This is a genomic window from Vibrio sp. Vb339, assembly GCF_902751245.1.
Lineage (GTDB): Bacteria > Pseudomonadota > Gammaproteobacteria > Enterobacterales > Vibrionaceae > Vibrio > Vibrio coralliirubri.
On the sequence record NZ_CADDIS010000006.1, the window covers coordinates 97,692 to 118,845 of the forward strand.

The following is a 21,154-nucleotide window of genomic DNA, read 5'->3' on the forward strand; positions in this document are numbered from 1 at the left end:
TTAGGATGAGTGGTCAGCAAGGAAGTGATAATCTCTGGATGAGATTCGCCAGTCAGGATGACAGGCTAGAATGGACACCGCTAGGATGGCGATGAACAAAAAGGAAATTGGTTAAAGGATTTAGCCACTATCAAGGAAAGATGCAGGGAGCACCTTATCTCGAAGAGATAAACAGTAGCCGGATTGCTGCGATAGAGACTTAACCCCGCTAGGCGAAAGCCTTGCGGGGTTTTCTTTTTTCTGGAGTTTGGGTTTTCTGAACACGCAGCTCATCGCTAAGTGTTTATTCAGTGTTTATTCAGTGTGGTTATTCGTTGTCTGCGTAGCTGATCGAGTTAATGAACCACTCTTTGTCGCCTTCCGGTGTTTTTACCGTAAACTCATCATCCACTTCTTTCTTGAGCAGAGCTCTAGCCATTGGTGAGTCGATAGAGATATAGCCTTTAGCATCGCCGTAGATCTCTTCTGGGCCGACAATTCGAAACTTCTTAATTTCCCCATCATCATTCTCAATTTCGACCCAAGCACCGAAAAATACCTTACCTTCTTGTTGTGGTGAGTAATCCACGATCGTGACATCAGGTAGGAACTTTCTTAAGAAACGCACTCGGCGATCAATCTGTCGAAGCAAACGCTTATTGAAGGTGTAATCTGCGTTTTCTGAACGATCCCCAAGGCTTGCAGCCCAAGTGACTATCTTAGTAATTTCAGGGCGTTTCTCGTGCCACAAGTGGTCATGTTCGGCTTTGAGTTTGTTATAACCTTCTCGGGTGATAAGTTTGGTTTTCATAAATCTTACTTAATGAAATGATGATCTAAGATAGAATATATAGAAAGGCAACATACGTTAACAATTATTTAGGCGACTTTTTCTCCAATAATGTTACATTTTTAATGTCTTATACCAATATACAATTTACCAAGAATGCTTAACCTTAGGTTTAAGCTTTAATAGGTGGAACCATTACATGCAAGAAAACTACAAAATTTTAGTGGTCGATGACGATGCTCGTTTACGTGCACTGTTAGAGCGCTATCTGTCAGAGCAGGGCTTTCAAGTGCGTAGCGTGGCAAACAGTGAGCAGATGGACCGCCTGTTAACCCGTGAAAATTTTCACTTGATGGTATTGGATTTAATGTTGCCGGGCGAAGATGGTCTATCGATCTGTCGTCGTCTACGAAACGCAAACAACTCGCTACCAATCCTGATGCTTACTGCAAAGGGTGATGAAGTGGATCGCATTGTGGGCTTGGAAGTGGGTGCTGATGATTACCTGCCAAAACCATTTAACCCACGTGAACTGCTTGCTCGTATTAAAGCGGTACTGCGTCGCCAAGTCATTGAAGCGCCGGGCGCACCAAGCACAGAAGAGTCTGTGGTTGAATTTGGTGAATTCCGTTTGAACCTAGGTACTCGCGAAATGTTCCGCGGTGAAGAACCAATGCCTCTTACTTCGGGTGAATTTGCGGTACTTAAGTCATTGGTAACGAATGCTCGTGAGCCAATGTCTCGCGATAAGCTGATGAACATGGCGCGTGGCCGTGAGTATTCAGCAATGGAACGCTCTATCGATGTTCAGATTTCACGTCTACGTCGTCTAGTTGAAGAAGATCCAAGTAAACCTCGCTACATCCAAACGGTGTGGGGCTTGGGTTATGTATTCGTTCCAGATGGCAAAGCTGTGTAATTCAGCTTAATAAGCTCTACAGCAGCTTTATCGATTCTGTGAATCTTACGGGTCATCTCATTAATATGCGATGGCCCGTTTTCTATTCAGCACAATGGTTTAGAGTTATAGTCATATAACACTTTCTTTATCTTTCTACATCTCGGGTACCCCATGCGTATACGTAGCTCCTTTACTCAGTCGATAGTGCTTTTCTTAACGCTATTGGTCGCTAGCCAAATTTTTTCTTATTACGCGGTGTTTAACTATGCGTTGATGCCAAGTTTGCAGCAGTTTAATAAGATTTTGGCTCACGAGCTAAACCTAGTATTGGACCAAGGCAGTGATATCGAGATTGATGCGCCATTGCGTCAGCGTGTGCTTGAACAGCTTGGGGTAACCGTTCACGCCAAGGACAGCGAAGCGGCGGGTGAGTATTACCATGCGGTCGCAATCGACTTAATGAGTGAGGAGATGACCAAAGAGCTGGGCTCTGAAACTGAAGTGCGGCTGATCTTGGGCAATGAAAGCTATGTGTTGTGGATGGACATTGAGCAGCTGCCTAACTCTTTGATTCGTATTCCGCTGTCTGAGCTGCAAGAAGAAGACTTTGCCCCGCTATTTCGTAACAGCCTGATCATGGCGTTGTTGATTGTTGCGGGTGGTTGGTTGTTTATTCGTTTGCAAAACCGGCCGTTGATAGCGCTAGAGAAAGCGGCGCAAGGTGTCGGGCGAGGTGATATTCCACCGCCATTGCCAGTTCAAGGCGCACAAGAGATTCGCTCGGTAACTCGAGCCTTTAACCAAATGTCGAAAGGCATCCAAGAGCTAGAAGAAGACCGCGCTTTGTTGATGGCGGGTATCAGCCATGATTTGCGTACTCCGTTAACGCGTATTCGCTTAGCGACTGAGATGATGTCACCAGAGGATGCCTACTTAGCTGAGGGGATCATCAGTGATACCGAAGAATGTAATGAGATCATCAGTCAGTTCATGGATTACCTAAAGCCTGTCGACCGAGATTCATTCCAAGCGGTGTTTGTCGATGATATTGCTCGTGAGGTATCAGGCTCTGAGGGTGGCTACGAGGTTCAGATTGAAACCGATATTCCAGAGTCAATGAAGCCAGCGCTAGGTAACCCGATCGCGATGAAGCGTGCGGTGAGTAACTTGGTGGTGAATGCGCTGCGTTACGGTAATGGTTGGGTCAAGGTATCAACTGGCATGACGGCGGATAACAAGCTTGCTTGGGTGACGGTAGAAGATAATGGCCCGGGCATCCCGCAAGATCAGATTGGTAAGCTGTTTGAACCTTTCACGCGTGGTGACACGGCTCGTGGCAGCGAAGGTACGGGCTTAGGCTTGGCAATTGTTAAGCGTATTGTCAGCCAGCACCAAGGTGCCGTTGTGGTCAATAACCGCAGTGAAGGTGGCTTGAAGGCGCAGATCAGTTTCCCGGTTAAGCCCTAGTTGCCATCGGTCCGTGTGCCGACGATAAGTTCGGTTCGGGGAATGGTTAAGAGATCCCCGAGTCGGTCATTTTTCCCTCTCGGGGATGACGAATTGCTAACCATGGATCTTGATGACGGAAGTTTACTTTGATCGTCATTCTCTATCGTGAGGAACGAACGAGTAGGGAATCTCGCTCTTGATTGATGAAAGTAACGCGTATGAAAAAGGCTTCCTGATGGAAGCCTTTTTGCGTTTTAAGCCGGAATATGAGGGCTAACTAAGCCTTCGAATAAACATCGCGTTCACCCAGCCAGCGGTTGATGATCGCCTTGGCGTTGTCTGGGTAGCTATCATGAATATGACGCGCAATACGCTGCACTTCTGGGATTAAACGTTGATCTCGTACCAAGTCAGCAATCTTGAAATCCGCTAAACCCGTCTGTTTAGTACCAAGCAGTTCCCCAGGGCCGCGAATCTCTAAGTCACGCTGTGCAATCACAAAGCCATCGTTACTTTCGCGTAGCACACCTAAGCGTTTCTGAGCAGTTTTAGACAATGGTGAGTGATACAGCAGTACACAGTGGCTTGCGACCGAGCCACGGCCAACACGGCCACGTAATTGGTGCAGTTGCGCTAGGCCGAGACGTTCTGGGTTCTCGATGATCATTAAACTCGAATTCGGCACATCCACACCCACTTCAATCACGGTAGTCGCGACCAACAGGTGCAGCTTGTTCTCCTTGAACTCTCGCATCACCGCCTGTTTCTCGGCAGGTTTCATTCGCCCGTGCACTAGACCAATTTTGACGTCAGGCAGTTTGCGTTGCAGCTCTTCTGCAGTGTCTGCAGCAGCTTGAGCTTCTAATACTTCGGATTCATCAATCAGTGTACACACCCAATACGCTTGCTTGCCTTCATTGAGACACGCATTACGCACTCGTTCGACAATGTCATCACGTTTAGTATCAGGAATGGCTACGGTTTGAATCGGTGTTCGTCCCGGTGGTAGTTCATCAATGATTGAGGTTTCGAGATCGGCATAGGCGGTCATGGCCAGCGTTCGCGGAATCGGCGTTGCCGTCATCACCAACTGATGTGGGTAATAGCCCTGCTTAGCGCCTTTCTCACGTAGTTCTAGTCGCTGGTGGACACCAAATCGGTGTTGCTCATCAATGATGACTAAACCAAGGTTTTTGAACTCGACATGCTCTTGGAATAGGGCATGAGTACCGACCACCATTTGCGCTTCGCCATTGGCAATACGCGCCAGTTCGGTTTCACGAGCTTTGCCTTTGAGTTTACCTGCCAGCCAACCGACTTGAATGCCCATTGCTTCAAACCAGTTAGCAAAGTTGATTGCGTGCTGCTCTGCGAGTAGTTCAGTTGGTGCCATCAGTGCTACTTGCTGACCGTGTTCCAGTGCGCGAACCGCCGCGAGTGCAGCGACTAAGGTTTTACCTGAGCCCACATCACCCTGCACTAAACGCATCATAGGGTGCGGTTTTTCTAAGTCAGCTTCGATCTCTTTAGTTACTCGAGCTTGAGCATTGGTTGGCGAAAACGGCAGCTGAGCCAATAACTTATCTTTCAGAGTATTTACTGGAGGAAAAGGCATCGCCTTGTCTTGCTGTCCTTTGCTTCGAACAGACAGCATCGACAGGTTTTGAGCTAGCAGTTCCTCCATAATCAGGCGCAGCTGCGCAGGGTGTTTACCTTCATCAAACAGTTCTAGGTCGATGCCCGGAGGTGGTCTGTGAATGGTATGCAGTGCTTGCGCTAGGGTGATTTGGTGGTCGTATAAACCTGACGGAAGAAGTTCGTTAACCGCCGCTTTGTCTATTAGGTCGAGCGCTTGGTCAGTGAGGTTGCGCAGTGTGACTTGCCTTAGCCCTTCGGTGGTTGGGTACACCGGAGTTAGGTTCGCTTCCACATCTGGTTTCTGCCTTGGTGCAAAGAACTTGTAGTCAGGGTGAACAATCTCAAGCCCCATATTGCCGCGCTTGATTTCACCGTAGGCATGTACTTGTTTGCCTTCGGCAAAGTTATTCTTCATTCCTGCAGTAAAGTTGAAAAAGCGCAGCGTAATAGTGCCGTTACCATCGCTGATCTTTACTGCGAGCATCTTACGTTTACCGAAAATGGTATCGACGTGCATCACCTTGCCTTGCACCGCAGCCCATAAGCCTGCGTGTAGTTTTACGATCGGATAGATGCGTGTTCTATCTTCGTAGCGTAAGGGGAGGTGAAACAGCAAGTCTTGTACGTTGTTAAGCCCAACCTTCTCCAGTTTCTCTGCGACTTTTGCGCCGACTCCAGATAGAGAGTTGAGAGGGATAGCAGATAAAAGCTGTGACATAACAAGGCTCATAAACGTAAGAGAGATAATCTATTCAAGCATTTTACTGGATTTTTGTACAGGATAAAGCGTAAGAGCAGATTAGGAGCAGATGCGGGATGCGGATAATCGAGATACGAAAAGAATAGGGTGGTATAAAAAATCAAAGCAGACTCGAAATACGAAAGGTTGAGTGGTGAAAAGCTTTTGCTCTTCGCATCTCGAGACTCGTATCTCTCATCTGCTTTATTTGTCTGCTTTTAGATCTAGTTCTTACGACGTCTTACTTTCAGTGCGTGTGGCATCACACGTAGCTTCTTCATAATACTTGCAAGGTGAACACGATCTTTGGTGGTCAGCAAGATTGTCACTGTGTACAGGCGCCCATCACGTTCTTCGGTTGAAATACCGTGAATGTTAGAGCCTGTTTTCGAGATAACGTTAGTTAGCTCAGCCAGTGCACCTTGGTGATTCTGCAGATCAACCTGAAGTTCAGCGGTGAACTCTTGGTCGTAATCGTCAGACCATTCAACTGCCATGTATTTGTCTGGTTCTTTCTGGTAACCACGAACGTTTGGACACGTTTCACGGTGAACCACAAGGCCACGACCTGGAGATACATGGGCAATGATGTGATCATCTGGAATCGGGTGACAACAGTTAGCGAACGTCAGTAGTAGACCTTCAGCACCACGGATCGGAAGTTTCTTCCTCGGTGTGTCGCTGTTGTTTTCTACTTCAGTCAGTTCGTCAGCATCACCAAGCAGGCGACGTGCAATCACGATACTCATCAGCTCACCAAGACCAATCGACGCCAGTAAGTCTTCAACGCTTTCTAGACGTAAGTCAGACAATACATGTTCTAGATTCTCTTGGCCGATATCGGCAATAGAGTGTTCGCCAAGTGCATGATTCAGTAGACGACGGCCTAGCGTGATCGATTCTTCACGACGCATGGTTTTCAGAACCTGACGGATCTTAGTACGTGCACGTGATGTCACCACGTAGTTGAGCCATGCTGCATTCGGACGTGCGCCCGGAGCACTGATGATCTCAATGGTTTGACCGTTCTTCAGCGACTTGCTGAGTGGGTAAGGGTTCATGTCTACACGAGCACCTACACACATGTTGCCGACATCGGTATGCACCGCGTAAGCAAAATCAACCGCTGTTGCGCCTGCAGGAAGTTCGACAATGCGACCCTTCGGCGTGAACACGAAGATCTCATCTGGGAACAGATCAGACTTAACGTTTTCAATGAATTCGAATGAGTTACCCGCGCTTTGTTGCAGCTCAAGTAAGCTCTGCATCCAACGTTGTGCTTTAACCTGTGCGGTTGTGCCGTTACTGCTGCGTGAGCCATTGCCTTTGTAAGACCAGTGCGCCGCGACACCTTTGTCTGCCATTTGATCCATATCTTCAGTACGGATCTGAACCTCAACTGGCACCCCGTGAGGGCCGATCATTGATGTGTGCAGAGATTGGTAGCCGTTGGCTTTTGGTACCGCAATGTAATCTTTCATGCGGCCAGGGCGAGGCTTGTACAGGCTGTGAGCCTGACCAAGTACGCGATAACAAGTATCTGGGGTATCAACCACCACGCGGAAAGCGTAGATGTCCATAATGGTGTGGAAGCGCTGCTCTTTGGTTTTCATCTTGTTGTAGATGGAGAACAGGTTCTTTTCACGACCAAGTACGCGAGCAGGCAAACCGACCTCTTCAAGGCGGCCTTCAATTTCGCTATGGATACGTTGGATCATTTCCTTACGGTTACCACGCGCAGCTTTCACTACGTTTTTAAGTACGCGATAACGGTTAGGATAGAGGGCTTCAAAGCCTAACTCTTCTAGTTCGGTCTTGATGTTATGAATACCAAGACGGTGAGCTAGTGGAGAATAAATCTCTAGGGTTTCACGAGCAATACGACGCTTTTTGTCAGGACGAAGTGCCCCAAGCGTGCGCATGTTGTGAGTACGGTCAGCTAATTTGATCAAGATAACGCGGATGTCTTGCACCATGGCGAGAACCATCTTGCGGAAGTTCTCTGCTTGCGCTTCTTTGCGATCACGAAATTTAAGCTTATCCAGCTTAGATACACCATCAACCAATTCAGCAACGGTATTGCCAAATTTTTCCTCTAGATCTTCTTTAGTGACATCACAGTCTTCGATGACATCATGAAGCAGAGCAGCTTGCAGGGTTTCGATATCCAGACGCATTTCTGCCAGGATTCTTGAAACAGCTACAGGGTGGATAATGTATGGTTCACCGCTTGAGCGGGTTTGCCCTTCATGGGCGTCTCTCGCTACCACATAAGATTGACGCAGAGCCTCAATTTGAGGCTCTGTTAGGTATTCTTGGGCAACGTCTTTGAGGCTATCGAATAGATACAAATTAAAGGCCCGGAAGGTTAATTAGTTCGAATGACGTTCTTAACGAGTGTGAGCGATGCTGCTTACTGCTGCAAGTTCAGCCGCTTCTTGCTCTTGTTGCTCTTGACGTTCACGAGCATCTAGCACGTCTTTAGTGATAAGACCTTCTTCGATTTCGCGAAGAGCGATAACCGTTGGCTTATCGTTTTCTTCAGGCACTAGTGAATCTTTACCGCCAGTTTGCATTTGACGTGCGCGGCGAGCCGCAATAAGAACTAGGTCGAAACGGTTGCCAACTTTTTCAACAGCGTCTTGAACAGTTACGCGTGCCATGAGGACTCCAAATAGTAATTAACTAATAAATTTTTGATGACGAGAAAGTATACAAGTTTAACTAGAGACTTTCTAGATCACCGTATACTTATCTCAATGGAAAATCTAGTTCTAGATTATTCCGCCAGTAGTGCTGTAAGCATGCCGCTGTATTTCGCTGCTTGCTTATCTTCTTTTAAGCGCTCCGCACGAATGATAGCTCTGAAGTCCATTAGGGCTGCATCAAAGTCGTCATTCACGATCACATAATCATATTCTGCATAGTGAGAAATCTCTGATTTTGCTTCGCTCATGCGTTTCGCAATAACTTCGTCGCTGTCTTGACCGCGAACATTCAAACGACGCTCTAGTTCACCATTTGATGGTGGAAGAATGAAGACACTCTTCGCTTGAGGCATTTGTTCACGGATCTGACGAGCACCTTGCCAGTCGATATCTAGGAATACATCGATACCGCGGTTTAGGTTTTCTTCAATCCAAACGCGTGAAGTACCGTAGTAGTTGCCGAACACTTCAGCGTACTCTAGGAACTCACCTTTAGTAATAAGGTCTTCAAAATGATGTTTCTCTACGAAGTGGTAGTGAACACCATTTTCTTCACCAGGGCGCATACCGCGAGTGGTGTGTGAAACAGATACCTTCATTGCGTAGGTTGGATTGGTTTCTAGCATTGCTGAGATCAAGCTCGACTTACCTGCGCCACTAGGTGCAGATACGATGTAAAGAGTACCTTTGCCCATCTGTATATTTCCACTGTTGGTTGGATTGAGTGAAGGCAATAAACCTACACTTTAAAAGATAGCACTGACTCTAATTGTTGTTCCGTTGGTTACGTCTATAAAGAGATAACGAGTAAAACTAATAGAAGCAACTGGTGAAAATTAGGTCAGAAAAATGGAGGCGAAGAGTAGCATATTTAGATGATTGAGAACAACTGGCTTGATCGTTATTTATTAGCAAATGATCTTCCCAAGGATCTTTGTATAAATGTAATGACTCATCATCGGTACTTTTTTATGTGATCTGGACAAAACTTGTTGAAGTTTTAATCTCAATCCTTACAATCCGCGCAAACGATTAAATGCTGTATATATCTAGTGATATGGACTAGATGTTTCTACTACCGAGCCTACCTTGGTGACTACAGTTTTTAGTGTAGAGACCTCTCTATTCTCACAGCATTTGAATCACCAAATTCTTAATTTATTGCATAGGTTTTGTTGTGAGTACCGATTCCACCCTGAAAGCCCAGAACACCTCTGGCTCGCTTGATTCGATGTTTAAAATCACTGAAAGAAAAACCACGATTGGCACTGAGCTGTACGCGGGTTTCATTACTTTCTTGGCGATGAGTTACATTCTGGCGGTTAACCCAGCAATTTTGGGTGATATTCCAGGCATGGACAAAGGTGCCGTGTTTACTGCAACGGCTCTGTCTGCGGCTATCGCAACCCTCATCATGGGCATTTGGGGCAACTATCCAGTGATGCTTGCGCCGGGCATGAGCATGAATGGCTTCTTCAAAGGCTTACTATTGAGTGGTTCAGTCGCGGTACTTTGGAATGAGGCGCTGTTCGGCATCTTCCTGTCAGGTATCCTGTACCTCGCGTTCTCGTTGACCAATATTCGTAAATCAATGATTGAATCGATTCCTGAAGATTTGAAGTTGGCGATTACCGTGTCTCTTGGACTGTTCATTGCTTTCTTAGGTCTTAAGAATGCGGGCATTATCGTTTCTAACCCATTCGTATTGGTTGGCTTAGGCGATATTTCCGATCCAAAAGTGATCATCGCTTACGTGAGCATCTTCATCGCACTGGGTTGTATGGTTCGCGACATCAAGCTAGCAACGTTCATCTCGTTTGTTTCAGCTATCGTGTTGACGATTCTTGCTGACGTCTTCATGGGCACTTCAAACGCACCAATCCCAGAACAGTTTATTGCTATGCCACCAAGCATGACTGGCAGCTTTGGCGCTATCTTTGATTTCTCAGCTTTCACGCCAGAGAAAATGTTTGACCTACTGTTCATTGTACTTATCTTCCTGATTGTCGATTTCTTTGATGGCTTGAGCACCATTGTCGGCGTTGGCCGCGATGCGGGTATCATCGATAAAGACGGCAAGGTGCCAAACGCGAAATCGGCTCTAGTAGCAGATGCGGGCGGTACTGTTATTGGTTCAATTCTTGGTACCACATCGATCACTGCTTTCTCTGAGTCTGGCATCGCTTCTTCTCAAGGTGCAAAAACGGGCTTAGCGGCGGTGATGGTTGCTGGTTTGTTCCTAATCTCGCTATTCCTATACCCAATCTTCTCTATCTTCTCGGCTGCAATGGTTGCACCGGCGATGGTAGTAGTGGGTATTTACATGGTAGGTCGCCTTGGTCAGATCAATTGGGAAAAGAAAGAGTCACGCATTGCAGCCTTCTTTACCATCATGTTCACAGTGCTAAGTTTCTCTCCAGCGAACGGTATGGCAATGGGCTTTATCAGTTACGCATTCACAATGGTTGTGGCAGGTAAGCGCAAAGAAGTACACCCGCTTATCTACGGACTGTGTGTGGTGTTCTTAACTTACCTGATTCTGCTTTAAGGCTAATTAGCCACTAACAAGTTGCTAAGTAAAAGACAAACAGATGGCTCTGCAGTGAATGCGGGGCCGTTTTTGTATCTGTTGCTTCTTACGGTTGGTTACTGATGAATAGATCGCTTTCCCCTAAAGTCGGTGCTTTGACAGTACGCGACTTATATTGATGCATGCTATTGTAGAGACTGGATTAATTATTTCTTGAAGAGTGACTATGCCTTCTAACTTACCTAAATCTTTTAGTAAGCCGTTTTTAAAAGTATTCCACATTATGGAAGCGGTATTGCTGGTGGCGATCACGCTGGCGACCTTGTTTGCGATGGTCGAAGAGTTCATGCATGTCTTCGCTGAACGCCGAGTGCAATTGACCGACATTCTGCTGATGTTTATCTATTTAGAAGTGTTGGCAATGGTTCAGCAGTTTGTGATGAACGGTAAGATCCCTGTGCGATACCCAATCTATATCGCGATGATGGCGATTGCTCGTTACATCACTTTGGGCATGAAAGAACTCGATGCGGTATTGATCGTTTGGTTATCTTTAGCTGCATTTATCTTGGCCGCGGCGACATTGTTGATTCGTGTTGGACATCATTATTGGCCGTATGTAGACCTCAGAACTAAGCAGCCAGATGAGTAACACTTTGAAGGTTAAAGTTTTATAAATGAAGCCCAACGATATCGTTGGGCTTTTAATTTAAGCCGGTTGAACAAAAAAACATCAAATTGTCCAAATAACGCTTTACAAGCAGGCTCAGATCACCAAGAATGGCGTCGCTCTGTTCTCAGGGTTATTAAATGAAACATCCAGTTGTAAAGTAAAACCCTTAGTATTGCTTCATTGTTATTCTCAGTGTTTCCCTTAGCTTCATAGATACATTAAATAATTCAAGCTTTCAGCGCATCGCACTTTTGGCGATTAATTTTTTATTTTTATATAAGGGACACATCATGTCTAACAAAGTAAACGGCGTAGTAAAATGGTTTAACGAAGAGAAAGGCTTCGGTTTCCTAACTCAAGACAACGGCGGCGCTGACGTATTCGTACACTTCCGTGCAATCGCTTCTGAAGGTTTCAAGACTCTTAAAGAAGGCCAACAAGTGTCTTTCGAAGTAGAGCAAGGCCAAAAAGGTCTTCAAGCTGCAAACGTTGTAGCTCTATAAGATTTTAAGTCGGCGCAGGTTGCATTAGCAACTTGCGTCACTTTCTCTCTCAAATCTGTTTTCCCCTCAGCTTTACCGTAATACTCTCCTTCACTTGCAATACCCTCTCTAAATATTCAAAAATCCTGTCTTACGTCCGTTATCTCGTTCTATCTATCGCTGTATCTATCTTTTGTGCTAAGTACATCTCCTAAGTAATAACCTGCTCACTTAGTCATCCTGATTGTCATTACTGTACCTATAAAAAAAGCCCCTAAAAAACTAGGAGCTCATTTTGATCTAATCAACACTGTTAGTTAATCAACACAGATTAGGCTGATTACTCTTTATCGTGTTTAGCTTACAGACTGTTACTCAATGTTTTGAATTTGCTCACGCATCTGTTCGATAAGAACCTTAAGCTCTACGCCTGATGCAGTGATGTCTGTGCTGATAGACTTAGACGCTAGCGTGTTTGACTCACGGTTGAACTCTTGCATCATGAAGTCTAGCTTACGGCCACAAGCACCACCTTTCTTCAGTACTGCATTCGCTTCTTTCACGTGAGAGTCTAGACGGTCTAGCTCTTCTGCTACGTCTGACTTCTGTGCCAGTAGGATAAGCTCTTGCTCAACACGAGAACCTTCAAGTTCGATTTTCGCATCTTCAAATTTGGTAAGAAGACGCTCACGTTGCCACTCTAGAATTTCAGGCATACGCGCACGAACTTTCACGACTTCTTCAGTGATTGCATCTAAGCGCTGTACGATTAGCGCCTTCATGTTCTCACCTTCACGAGCACGAGCATCAATGAACTCTGCGATAGCATCGTTGAATGCGTCTAGCAGGTCTTTGTTGATGGCATCCATGTCTTGCTCTGGCGTTTCCATCACACCAGGCCAATTCATGACTTGGAATGGGTTCAAACGGCTGTCTTCGCCAGTCATCGTCATTACTTGGTTCGCCGCATTGATTACTTGCTGAGCTAAACCTTCGTTAATGCTTAGTTCGCCCTTTGCAGCAGGGTTTGCTTCAAAGCGTAGGTTACATTCAACCTTACCGCGTGCAAGACGTTTACGAAAACGCTCACGCAAGATTGGCTCTAAACCACGGAACTGTTCAGGCATACGGAAGTAAGTTTCTAGGTAGCGTTGGTTTACACTACGGATTTCCCATACTGCCGTGCCCCAATCGCCTTTTACTTCTTTGCGTGCGTACGCGGTCATACTATAAATCATCGAATTTTCCTGTCTTTTATCATTCTGAAAATAACGCGCACGCATAGTATCACGATATGGTGTGCTCTCGAAGCCTGTCGCTTTTCACTATAAATAGCCTTTCGTGACAAATAGCTTTGAACGGTAAATAGATTTGCACGGTAAACTGCTATATAATCTTGCCCCAATCAAAACTGTCTCACCCCTTTCTTAGGTGATGCACTCTTTCGATAGTAAATCACTTCAGACTGTTAATAAGGTAGATACCAATGCGTCCAAATGACCGCGCTGTAGATCAAATTCGTCCAATTAAAATTACTCGTAACTACACAGCTTATGCTGAAGGTTCTGTATTAGTTGAGTTCGGCAACACTAAAGTTCTATGTAATGCGACGGTAGAAGAAAATGTACCGCGTTGGTTAAAAGGCCAAGGAAAGGGTTGGGTAACCGCTGAATACGGCATGCTGCCACGTGCAACGCACACTCGTAACCGTCGTGAAGCGGCGAGCGGCAAGCAAGGTGGTCGTACGATGGAAATCCAACGTCTAATCGCTCGTAGCCTACGTGCTGTTGTTGATCTGAAAGTAATGGGTGAAATCATGATCACTGTCGATTGTGATGTTATCCAAGCAGACGGCGGTACTCGTACTGCGTCTATCTCAGGTGCAAGCGTTGCAATGGCTGATGCTATCAATAGCCTACTAGCAAGCGGCAAACTTAAAAAGAACCCAATGAAAGGCCACGTAGCGGCAGTTTCAGTGGGCATCGTTGGTGCACAAGCACTGTGTGACCTTGAGTACGTTGAAGACTCAGCAGCCGATACCGATATGAACGTTGTAATGACGGAAGACGGTAAGATGATTGAGATTCAAGGCACAGCAGAAGGCGAACCGTTCAGCCACGAAGAGCTGATGCAGCTTTTAGCCCTGGCGAATAAGGGTATTGCTGATATTGTTGAAGCGCAGAAGTCGGCGTTAGCAGAATAATTATTAGATAGCTCCTTTTTTAAGGGGCTATTTTTTTGTCTGTAAAACTCGAAAGAGTAGTGCAGAGCGTAAGTTAAGTTTTATTGAATAAACGTAGAGGAAAAACATGAAAGCATATCAACGTGAATTTATTGAATTTGCACTAGAGAAAGAAGTACTTAAGTTTGGTGAGTTTACTTTAAAGTCTGGCCGTAAGAGCCCTTACTTCTTCAATGCTGGATTGTTTAATACAGGTCGTGACCTAGCACGCTTAGGTCGCTTCTACGCAGCAGCATTGGCAGATTCAGGTATTGAGTTTGATGTACTATTTGGTCCTGCATACAAGGGTATCCCAATTGCAACGACGACAGCGGTTGCACTGGCGGATCACCACGATGTAGACACGCCTTACTGTTTTAACCGTAAAGAAGCGAAAAACCACGGTGAAGGTGGCAACCTTGTCGGTAGCGCGCTTGAAGGTCGCATCATGTTAGTGGACGACGTGATCACGGCAGGTACTGCGATTCGTGAGTCGATGGAAATCATCCAAGCTAACGGCGCTGATTTAGCGGGTGTGCTTGTTGCTATCGACCGTCAAGAGAAGGGCAAAGGCGAACTGTCTGCGATTCAAGAAGTTGAGCGTGACTTCGGTTGTGCGATTATCTCAATCGTTAGCCTGACTGACTTGGTGACTTTCCTTGAAGAGAAAGGCACCGACGCAGCGCATCTAGAATCTGTAAAAGCCTACCGCGCTCAATACGGCATCTAATACAATTTGTTATAGCTATAGAATGCACAAGGGGCTGATGAATCATCAGCCCCTTTTCTTTTGGTTCAGAAGTATTTACTGGTAGCGGCGACTCTACTTATAACGAATGCCGCGCTCAGCTTCTGGGTCTTCCATGGTCTTAAAGCGCTTGTGTAGCCACATCCACTGTTCTGGTGCTCTTAAGATAATCTTCTCAAGGTAGCTGTTCATGTAGGCAGCGGCGGCTTTCTCATCTTTTTGTGGATAGTTATCTTCAATTGACTCATCGGCCATGATCTCATACTTGCCATCGGCATTTCTAAAACCAGACCCCGGAACAAGTGCACATCGGCTAGTGTAAGCCAGAATACTGGTGCCTGTTGTGGTACATGCATCTTCTACCGCGAAGAAAGGCACAAACACAGACTTGTTACGACCGTAGTCATGATCCGGTAGGTAGAAAAGGATCTCACCCTGACGCAGGATTCGAATCATACGCTTCACGTCTTTACGGTGAATCAGACGATTGCCGTTCTGAGTACGACCACGGTATTGAATGAACTCGTAAGCTGGGTTGTTGTGCGGGCGATAAACACCTAAACCAGAAATACCAAGAACAGCCATTGCTCGCGCAGTGATCTCTAGGTTTAAGGCATGCACACAGCATAGAAGAACACCTTTACCGTTGGCTTTGTGCGTACGCAGTGCTTGGGTATCTTTATCTACTAGGATTCGCTTGAAACGCCACGTCGGCCAAAACCAGGTAATACCGGTTTCGATGAGTGCCATACCGGTGTTCTTAAAGTTCTCACTGACCATTGCCGCGACTTCATCTGCTGGCTTGTCTGGGAAGGCGAGCTCCAAGTTACGTGTTGCTACCGCGACGCGCTTTTTACCATAGCGAGCACCCAAAGAGCCTAACGATCGGCCTAACAGCAGTAAGAGGCGATAAGGGAGAACATTAACGATAAGCGCCAATAACCCAAAACCGAACCATACTCCCCAGTATTTAGGGTGGAGTAACGCCAGAGTAAAGGGTGGCTTAGTAATAACGTGTTGTGCAGTGCTGTTTGTCGGAGAAGTTTTCGTCGTCATAACCATCACTTAAGATTTGATTGCTACTTAATTTGATTGTTACTTAATCTGAGCGCTTAGCAGAGCCCAATAAGCATCAAAGTTTTCTGTTGGTTGATATTTGAAGTCTGAGCGAACAAATCGATTCAAGCTGCCTTCAACTTGACCGAGCAGTTGAGCGGCTAAGATTTTCTCATCAACCGGGAATGATTTCCCTTCACGAAGCTTTCTTTCACGCAGGATCTGGCGAAGTTGCGTCTCAATGCGTTCGAAAAGTTGGTTGATGCGATCACGCAGGCGTTCATTTTCAAACATTAGAGCATGACCAGATAAAATTCGAGTCAGGCCTGGGTTACGTTCTGAGAAAACTAAGATAAGTTGTAGTACTAGGCGTATGCGCTCTAGCGTGTCTTTCTCTTCATCCAGAATACGGTTGATTCGAGACATCAACGCTTCTTCAATGAACTCGATCAGGCCTTCAAACATGCGGGCTTTGCTTGGGAAGTGGCGGTATAACGCAGCTTCAGAAACACCAACTTGCTTGGCCAACTTTACCGTTGTGATACGAGAAGCACCTTCGGTCGATTCCAACATTTGTGCGAGAGCTTGTAGGATTTCTTCACGACGGTTTGATTTTCGAGTACCAGCCATCTATTTACTTCCTTTCCTAAAGATGAGGATTGAGTGAAGAAGGATTATAAACACCATTCAATTCTGTTTCCTAGTTTTGTGAGCCCTAGGTCAACAGAATCGAGAGGTGTCAGCAGATTGTCAGAGCAAATTTGTGCGTTTATGCATCAATAAGCTGTTGGATCTGATCGAGGATCTGGAAACCAAGTGTGTCTTTGCTTTCCAGTGGCAGAGATTTATCGCCGCCTTTCCAATAAAGGTGTAGTTCATTGCTATTGCTATTGAAGCCTTGACCTTCTACAGAGACGTCGTTGGCGCAGATCATATCGAGGCTCTTTCTTTCCAGTTTACCGCGTGCGTACTTCTCAACATCTTGAGTTTCTGCTGCAAAGCCGACAGTAAATGGGCGTCCTTCCGTCATCGAAGCGACAGAAGCGACGATGTCTGGGTTCTTAACCATTTGAATGGTCATGTCGTCTTTACCATCAACCTTTTTAAGCTTTTGGTCTGCAATGGTCTCAGGGCGATAATCGGCAACCGCGGCGCAGCTGATGAAAATATCATGTTGAGAAGCGTTTGCTGCAACCGCATCAAACATCTGCTGAGCGCTGTCGACATCGATACGATTAACCTTATTTGGTGTCGCGAGTGATACAGGGCCACTGACTAGAGTGACTGTTGCGCCTTGTTTCGCGGCCGCTTCAGCCAGTGCATAGCCCATCTTTCCTGAGCTGTGGTTAGTAATGTAACGCACAGGGTCAATGGCTTCACGAGTCGGGCCTGCAGTAATCAACACAGAACGGCCAGTAAGCGGCTTAGGTTGGAAGAAGTCTTCACAGCGATGCACGAGCTGCATTGGCTCTAACATACGACCCATACCGACATCACCACACGCTTGTTCGCCTGCCGCTGGCCCCCAGATCTCACAACCACGACGTTTTAGTGTCGCGATGTTCTCTTGAGTCGCAGGGTGGCTGTACATTTGTTGGTTCATTGCTGGAGATACCGCAACTGGCGCATCGGTTGCTAAAACCAAAGTGGTCAGCAGGTCGTTACCCATGCCAGCTGTCATACGAGCAATCAGATCAGCGGTTGCTGGTGCTAACAGCACGAGGTCAGCCCACTTTGCGAGCTCAATGTGCCCCATGGAAGCCTCTGCAGCAGGATCAAGCAAACTATCAGACACTGGCCTTCCAGAAACGGCTTGCATGGTGAGAGGAGTGATGAACTCCTTGGCTGCATTTGTCATCACGACTTGTACTTGCGCCCCACGCTCAATTAAGCGTCGAGTCAGTTCGGCACATTTATACGCAGCGATACCACCACTAATGCCAAGTAGGATTTTTTTCCCAGCTAGGCCTTGTAGGTCAGCGTTATCCAGTTGATTAACCAATGTTTGCATGATTCTGTTCCTTAATTTCTCTGGGACTTACGATATCAGAACAAAGGATTAGTGCCTAGAAGCAGAATTAGAACAGATTTGACGCTCATCAAGTTGGTGTTATCAAACTTATCAATTACACGGTTTTGCTAGTGACTCGTTTCCTTTTATCTTTATCTAAGGATCTCCGATTACGATCTCATTAAGGTGGTGGGTCGTATTTGTGACAAGTGATTAGCTTTTATATGCCAATAGATAAAATGCCTGCCGAATCGATGCCGAGAGAAAAGTTATTGAGTCGAGGGCCTGATTCCTTGAGTGATGCGGAACTGCTCGCGATATTTCTGCGAACAGGGACACAAGGAATGAACGTGTTGGAGCTCGCTGACAAGTTGATCAAAGATTTTGGCTCGCTCCGTCATCTTTTTTCAGCAACGCAGGAAGAGTTCTGCGCTCATAAAGGCACGGGGCAGGCCAAGTATGTTCAATTACAGGCTGTGCTAGAGATGACGCAGCGTTATCTAGCAGAGACTTTATCCCGTGGAGATGCACTCACTAGCCCTAGTCATACTAAGCTTTATCTTTCGAGCATGTTGCGTGATCGTCAGCGAGAAGCCTTCTATATATTGTTCCTCGATAACCAAAATAGGGTAATAAAGGACGAGGTGATGTTTGAAGGAACCATCGATGCCGCATCGGTTTACCCGCGGGAAGTGGTTAAACGGGCACTTCATCATAATGCGGCGGCATTAATCTTAGCTCATAACCATCCTTCAGGTGTTGCTGAGCCCAGCCAAGCGGATAGGCGGATTACACGCCGATTAACCGACGCATTAGCGCTGGTGGACATCCGAGTTCTCGACCATTTTGTCGTTGGAGATGGCGAAGTTGTCTCTTTTGCAGAGCGTGGATGGATTTGAATCACATTTTAGGTTGTTAGTTGCGTTAAATCTGCTATTATTCCGCCCACATTTTTAGACCTAAAATCAGCTCTGATTACTCAAGCAAGCTGCGCTGCACAAAAAAAGATCACGAAATCCGTAAAAAGGATCTGTTCGGGTCTTGAGCAATGCGTGTCAAGTTAGTATAATGCGCGACCTTTGATAGCCTTGTATGGATTTTCCATAACGGTTTTTACCTTCTATTTTAATTGATAGAGAGGTTCGGCCACCAAGGTTGATATCGAGCTGAAACGATTGGAGAAGACATTCATGTCCCGAGTATGCCAAGTAACTGGTAAGCGTCCAGTAACGGGTAACAACCGTTCACACGCACGCAATGCTACTAAGCGCCGTTTTCTGCCGAACCTACAAACTCATCGTTTCTGGGTAGAGAGCGAAAAACGTTTTGTTAAACTACGTCTAACTGCTAAAGGCATGCGTATCATTGATAAGAAAGGCATCGATGCTGTTCTTGTTGATATCCGTGCACGTGGCGAAAACGTTTAAGAGGAATTAAGCAATGGCTAAAGGCATTCGTGAGAAAATTCGTCTAGTATCTTCTGCAGGTACTGGTCACTTCTACACAACTGATAAGAACAAGCGTAACATGCCAGGCAAATTTGAGATCAAAAAGTTTGATCCAGTAGTTCGCCAACACGTTATGTACAAAGAAGCTAAAATCAAGTAATTGATGCTTTTTTTGCTCTTCTTCAGTAGAAGAAAGAATTGAAAAACCCAGTTTAATCGCTGGGTTTTTTTATATCTAAAATTTGAGTAACTCAATTGTTCTTGCTTGATATAGCGCCTGATAGATAGAAAACTACGCAACATAGAAAGTATTGCCACTTTCACGATATACTGAATGTTCAATAGGTTAGATGAGCAGAATCAGATGAGATATCGTGGACGCCGGTGGAACAACATACTCATGTTCAGTGTGATCGCTTTTATTGGCGTGTTAAACCTTCCAACATTGATCAAAGCGTACCTTATCGAACCTGAGCCTCAGGTTGATAGCCCTTATCCTTATCTCCTGAATCCAAAAGCAGAGCTTCAAGCGTTGCACTTTGCTAAGTGGTCTGTCATTCAACAAGACAATCAATGGGTTTTCCAGTTCAAAGGTACAGGCTTCCCTCAAACCACCAATGCACAAGAGCTATCACAACGTTGGAAAGAGCTTGTGGGTACGGAAGTCGACTCACAGACATACACAGACCTTACGCCTCGGTTAAATACACCACACACCATCGAAGTATGGTATCAAGACCAAGAAGAGCCCCAGCGTATTACCTATTATCAATTGCCTGAGTTCTGGTTGTTAAAAAACTGGAATGATCAGTGGTTGGCGGTGTCTATTGAAGAGAGCTACCTGTTTCCAAGCTTTAACACTAACCACTCCTCTAAATTGGACGACTAGATTATGCCTGAACTACCCGAAGTCGAAGTAAGCCGTATGGGGATCTCACCTCATTTAGTCGGCGAGACCATTAAAACTCTTACTTTTCGCACGCCTAAGCTGCGTTGGGATATCCCACAAGAGTTAAAAGCATTAGAAGGGCAGGTGATTCGCTCTATCTCGCGTCGCGCAAAGTACCTATTGATTGAGACGGATACTGGCACTGCCATAGTGCACCTTGGTATGTCTGGCTCACTGCGCGTATTAGATGCCGATTTCCAGGCAGCAAAGCACGATCACGTGGATCTTAAGCTTACCAATGGCAAGATTCTGCGTTATAACGATCCGCGCCGCTTTGGCGCGTGGCTATGGTCGGCGCCTGATGAGATTCATCCTGTGTTACTGGGGTCTGGTCCTGAGCCGCTCACTGACGACTTCAATGCCGACTACATAGCCGAGAAGGCAGAAAAACGTAAAGTCGCCGTTAAGCAATTCATCATGGACAACAAAGTGGTGGTAGGGGTCGGAAATATCTACGCCAACGAAGCGCTATTTGCTTCACGTATTAGCCCTTTACGCTCGGCAAGTAAAGTGACAAAACAAGAGTGGGCCTTGTTAACCCAAGAGATCAAACAAGTGCTCGCCACTGCCATCAAGCAAGGCGGCACCACGCTAAAAGATTTCGCACAAGCAGATGGCAAGCCGGGGTACTTCGCCCAAGAGTTGCAAGTTTATGGCAAAGCAGGCGAAAAATGCCCTAACTGTGAAGCTCTGATTCGAGAGCTGAAGATAGGGCAGAGGAACACGTTTTTCTGTGAAGAGTGCCAAGTATAAAAAAACTGAACTTATGTTCACTTTTTTGCGCTAGTAGATAGGCAGGCTAGTCGCTACAATTATACTAATGATATGAATT

The 21,154-nt window shown here is 46.0% G+C and carries 21 protein-coding genes and 1 riboswitch; of the genes, 12 read left to right on the forward strand and 9 right to left on the reverse strand.

Annotated features, from left to right (window positions below):
• Nucleotides 1–307 precede the first annotated feature (307 nt).
• A complete protein-coding gene (gene greB, locus HRQ85_RS21055) occupies nucleotides 308–790 on the reverse strand; it encodes a transcription elongation factor GreB (RefSeq protein WP_048607646.1) in 483 nt (160 codons plus the stop codon).
• Nucleotides 791–968: 178 nt separating this feature from the next.
• Between greB and ompR the strand changes: the two genes are divergently transcribed.
• Both ompR and envZ read left to right on the forward strand, forming a co-directional pair.
• The gene (ompR, locus tag HRQ85_RS21060; protein ID WP_008218409.1) at nucleotides 969–1,688 is read left to right on the forward strand and encodes an osmolarity response regulator transcription factor OmpR; all 720 of its coding nucleotides are present in this window, start codon (nucleotides 969–971) and stop codon (nucleotides 1,686–1,688) included.
• A gap of 153 nt (nucleotides 1,689–1,841) precedes the next feature.
• The gene (envZ, locus tag HRQ85_RS21065; RefSeq protein ID WP_172380521.1) at nucleotides 1,842–3,137 is read left to right on the forward strand and encodes a two-component system sensor histidine kinase EnvZ; all 1,296 of its coding nucleotides are present in this window, start codon (nucleotides 1,842–1,844) and stop codon (nucleotides 3,135–3,137) included.
• A 259-nt stretch (nucleotides 3,138–3,396) separates the two neighbouring features.
• Here the strand turns inward: envZ and recG are convergent, their stop codons facing one another.
• From recG to gmk, 4 genes are all read right to left on the reverse strand, one after another.
• Nucleotides 3,397–5,475, reverse strand: coding sequence for an ATP-dependent DNA helicase RecG (gene recG, locus HRQ85_RS21070; protein WP_172380522.1), 2,079 nt, complete (start codon nucleotides 5,473–5,475; stop codon nucleotides 3,397–3,399).
• Nucleotides 5,476–5,720: 245 nt separating this feature from the next.
• Entirely contained in the window at nucleotides 5,721–7,847 is a 2,127-nt protein-coding gene (spoT, locus tag HRQ85_RS21075; protein ID WP_048612458.1) for a bifunctional GTP diphosphokinase/guanosine-3',5'-bis pyrophosphate 3'-pyrophosphohydrolase, read from the reverse strand.
• 39 nt (nucleotides 7,848–7,886) lie between these two features.
• Nucleotides 7,887–8,159, reverse strand: coding sequence for a DNA-directed RNA polymerase subunit omega (rpoZ, locus tag HRQ85_RS21080; protein ID WP_009848003.1), 273 nt, complete (start codon nucleotides 8,157–8,159; stop codon nucleotides 7,887–7,889).
• Nucleotides 8,160–8,275: 116 nt separating this feature from the next.
• Nucleotides 8,276–8,899, reverse strand: a complete 624-nt coding sequence (gmk, locus tag HRQ85_RS21085; RefSeq protein WP_017062466.1) for a guanylate kinase — start codon at nucleotides 8,897–8,899, stop codon at nucleotides 8,276–8,278.
• Nucleotides 8,900–9,223: 324 nt separating this feature from the next.
• Nucleotides 9,224–9,323, forward strand: a riboswitch (purine riboswitch).
• A 58-nt stretch (nucleotides 9,324–9,381) separates the two neighbouring features.
• Here gmk and HRQ85_RS21090 point away from each other — a divergent pair.
• The 3 genes from HRQ85_RS21090 to cspE all read left to right on the forward strand — a co-directional run bounded on the left by HRQ85_RS21090 (nucleotide 9,382) and on the right by cspE (nucleotide 11,910).
• Nucleotides 9,382–10,752, forward strand: a complete 1,371-nt coding sequence (locus tag HRQ85_RS21090; protein ID WP_172380523.1) for an NCS2 family permease — start codon at nucleotides 9,382–9,384, stop codon at nucleotides 10,750–10,752.
• A 208-nt stretch (nucleotides 10,753–10,960) separates the two neighbouring features.
• A complete protein-coding gene (locus tag HRQ85_RS21095; RefSeq protein ID WP_017079068.1) occupies nucleotides 10,961–11,386 on the forward strand; it encodes a phosphate-starvation-inducible protein PsiE in 426 nt (141 codons plus the stop codon).
• 311 nt (nucleotides 11,387–11,697) lie between these two features.
• Nucleotides 11,698–11,910, forward strand: a complete 213-nt coding sequence (cspE, locus tag HRQ85_RS21100; RefSeq protein WP_017071067.1) for a transcription antiterminator/RNA stability regulator CspE — start codon at nucleotides 11,698–11,700, stop codon at nucleotides 11,908–11,910.
• A gap of 350 nt (nucleotides 11,911–12,260) precedes the next feature.
• On the opposite strand, the gene HRQ85_RS21105 is transcribed toward cspE, so the two are convergent.
• The gene (locus HRQ85_RS21105; RefSeq protein ID WP_048612459.1) at nucleotides 12,261–13,127 is read right to left on the reverse strand and encodes a YicC/YloC family endoribonuclease; all 867 of its coding nucleotides are present in this window, start codon (nucleotides 13,125–13,127) and stop codon (nucleotides 12,261–12,263) included.
• Nucleotides 13,128–13,375: 248 nt separating this feature from the next.
• On the opposite strand from HRQ85_RS21105, the gene rph reads away from it, so the two are divergent.
• Nucleotides 13,376–14,092: a ribonuclease PH gene (rph, locus tag HRQ85_RS21110; RefSeq protein WP_019826449.1), complete on the forward strand. Its 717-nt coding sequence runs from the start codon at nucleotides 13,376–13,378 to the stop codon at nucleotides 14,090–14,092.
• Between the two features lie 106 nt (nucleotides 14,093–14,198).
• Nucleotides 14,199–14,840: an orotate phosphoribosyltransferase gene (gene pyrE / locus HRQ85_RS21115; protein ID WP_017059267.1), complete on the forward strand. Its 642-nt coding sequence runs from the start codon at nucleotides 14,199–14,201 to the stop codon at nucleotides 14,838–14,840.
• A 93-nt stretch (nucleotides 14,841–14,933) separates the two neighbouring features.
• Here the strand turns inward: pyrE and lpxL are convergent, their stop codons facing one another.
• The 3 genes from lpxL to coaBC all read right to left on the reverse strand — a co-directional run bounded on the left by lpxL (nucleotide 14,934) and on the right by coaBC (nucleotide 17,925).
• Entirely contained in the window at nucleotides 14,934–15,914 is a 981-nt protein-coding gene (lpxL, locus tag HRQ85_RS21120; RefSeq protein WP_048612461.1) for an LpxL/LpxP family Kdo(2)-lipid IV(A) lauroyl/palmitoleoyl acyltransferase, read from the reverse strand.
• A gap of 39 nt (nucleotides 15,915–15,953) precedes the next feature.
• A complete protein-coding gene (gene slmA / locus HRQ85_RS21125; protein WP_004741428.1) occupies nucleotides 15,954–16,544 on the reverse strand; it encodes a nucleoid occlusion factor SlmA in 591 nt (196 codons plus the stop codon).
• Between the two features lie 139 nt (nucleotides 16,545–16,683).
• Nucleotides 16,684–17,925, reverse strand: coding sequence for a bifunctional phosphopantothenoylcysteine decarboxylase/phosphopantothenate--cysteine ligase CoaBC (gene coaBC / locus HRQ85_RS21130; protein WP_172380524.1), 1,242 nt, complete (start codon nucleotides 17,923–17,925; stop codon nucleotides 16,684–16,686).
• 224 nt (nucleotides 17,926–18,149) lie between these two features.
• Here coaBC and radC point away from each other — a divergent pair, with 224 nt between their 5' ends.
• The 5 genes from radC (at nucleotide 18,150) to mutM (ending at nucleotide 21,075) form a co-directional block, all read left to right on the forward strand.
• Entirely contained in the window at nucleotides 18,150–18,824 is a 675-nt protein-coding gene (gene radC, locus HRQ85_RS21135) for a RadC family protein (RefSeq protein WP_086774378.1), read from the forward strand.
• A gap of 291 nt (nucleotides 18,825–19,115) precedes the next feature.
• Nucleotides 19,116–19,352 (forward strand): 50S ribosomal protein L28, encoded by a 237-nt coding sequence (rpmB, locus tag HRQ85_RS21140; RefSeq protein ID WP_004728407.1) that lies wholly within the window; start codon nucleotides 19,116–19,118, stop codon nucleotides 19,350–19,352.
• Nucleotides 19,353–19,365: 13 nt separating this feature from the next.
• Nucleotides 19,366–19,533 carry a 50S ribosomal protein L33 gene (rpmG, locus tag HRQ85_RS21145; protein WP_002535344.1) on the forward strand — a complete coding sequence of 56 codons (168 nt, stop codon included), beginning with the start codon at nucleotides 19,366–19,368 and terminating at the stop codon, nucleotides 19,531–19,533.
• A 204-nt stretch (nucleotides 19,534–19,737) separates the two neighbouring features.
• Nucleotides 19,738–20,262 (forward strand): hypothetical protein, encoded by a 525-nt coding sequence (locus tag HRQ85_RS21150; protein WP_172380525.1) that lies wholly within the window; start codon nucleotides 19,738–19,740, stop codon nucleotides 20,260–20,262.
• Nucleotides 20,263–20,265: 3 nt separating this feature from the next.
• The gene (gene mutM, locus HRQ85_RS21155) at nucleotides 20,266–21,075 is read left to right on the forward strand and encodes a bifunctional DNA-formamidopyrimidine glycosylase/DNA-(apurinic or apyrimidinic site) lyase (protein ID WP_172380526.1); all 810 of its coding nucleotides are present in this window, start codon (nucleotides 20,266–20,268) and stop codon (nucleotides 21,073–21,075) included.
• Nucleotides 21,076–21,154: the final 79 nt, after the last annotated feature.

Excerpts from the sequence above, each read along its gene's own strand:
- greB (WP_048607646.1), bottom strand. The coding sequence starts at position 790 with ATGAAAACCAAACTTATCACCCGAGAAGGTTATAACAAACTCAAAGCC.
- ompR (WP_008218409.1), top strand. The coding sequence starts at position 969 with ATGCAAGAAAACTACAAAATTTTAGTGGTCGATGACGATGCTCGTTTA.
- envZ (WP_172380521.1), top strand. The coding sequence starts at position 1,842 with ATGCGTATACGTAGCTCCTTTACTCAGTCGATAGTGCTTTTCTTAACG.
- recG (WP_172380522.1), bottom strand. The coding sequence starts at position 5,475 with ATGTCACAGCTTTTATCTGCTATCCCTCTCAACTCTCTATCTGGAGTC.
- rpoZ (WP_009848003.1), bottom strand. The coding sequence starts at position 8,159 with ATGGCACGCGTAACTGTTCAAGACGCTGTTGAAAAAGTTGGCAACCGT.
- gmk (WP_017062466.1), bottom strand. The coding sequence starts at position 8,899 with ATGGGCAAAGGTACTCTTTACATCGTATCTGCACCTAGTGGCGCAGGT.
- HRQ85_RS21095 (WP_017079068.1), top strand. The coding sequence starts at position 10,961 with ATGCCTTCTAACTTACCTAAATCTTTTAGTAAGCCGTTTTTAAAAGTA.
- cspE (WP_017071067.1), top strand. The coding sequence starts at position 11,698 with ATGTCTAACAAAGTAAACGGCGTAGTAAAATGGTTTAACGAAGAGAAA.
- HRQ85_RS21105 (WP_048612459.1), bottom strand. The coding sequence starts at position 13,127 with ATGATTTATAGTATGACCGCGTACGCACGCAAAGAAGTAAAAGGCGAT.
- rph (WP_019826449.1), top strand. The coding sequence starts at position 13,376 with ATGCGTCCAAATGACCGCGCTGTAGATCAAATTCGTCCAATTAAAATT.
- pyrE (WP_017059267.1), top strand. The coding sequence starts at position 14,199 with ATGAAAGCATATCAACGTGAATTTATTGAATTTGCACTAGAGAAAGAA.
- lpxL (WP_048612461.1), bottom strand. The coding sequence starts at position 15,914 with ATGACGACGAAAACTTCTCCGACAAACAGCACTGCACAACACGTTATT.
- slmA (WP_004741428.1), bottom strand. The coding sequence starts at position 16,544 with ATGGCTGGTACTCGAAAATCAAACCGTCGTGAAGAAATCCTACAAGCT.
- coaBC (WP_172380524.1), bottom strand. The coding sequence starts at position 17,925 with ATGCAAACATTGGTTAATCAACTGGATAACGCTGACCTACAAGGCCTA.
- radC (WP_086774378.1), top strand. The coding sequence starts at position 18,150 with ATGCCAATAGATAAAATGCCTGCCGAATCGATGCCGAGAGAAAAGTTA.
- rpmB (WP_004728407.1), top strand. The coding sequence starts at position 19,116 with ATGTCCCGAGTATGCCAAGTAACTGGTAAGCGTCCAGTAACGGGTAAC.
- rpmG (WP_002535344.1), top strand. The coding sequence starts at position 19,366 with ATGGCTAAAGGCATTCGTGAGAAAATTCGTCTAGTATCTTCTGCAGGT.
- HRQ85_RS21150 (WP_172380525.1), top strand. The coding sequence starts at position 19,738 with ATGAGATATCGTGGACGCCGGTGGAACAACATACTCATGTTCAGTGTG.
- mutM (WP_172380526.1), top strand. The coding sequence starts at position 20,266 with ATGCCTGAACTACCCGAAGTCGAAGTAAGCCGTATGGGGATCTCACCT.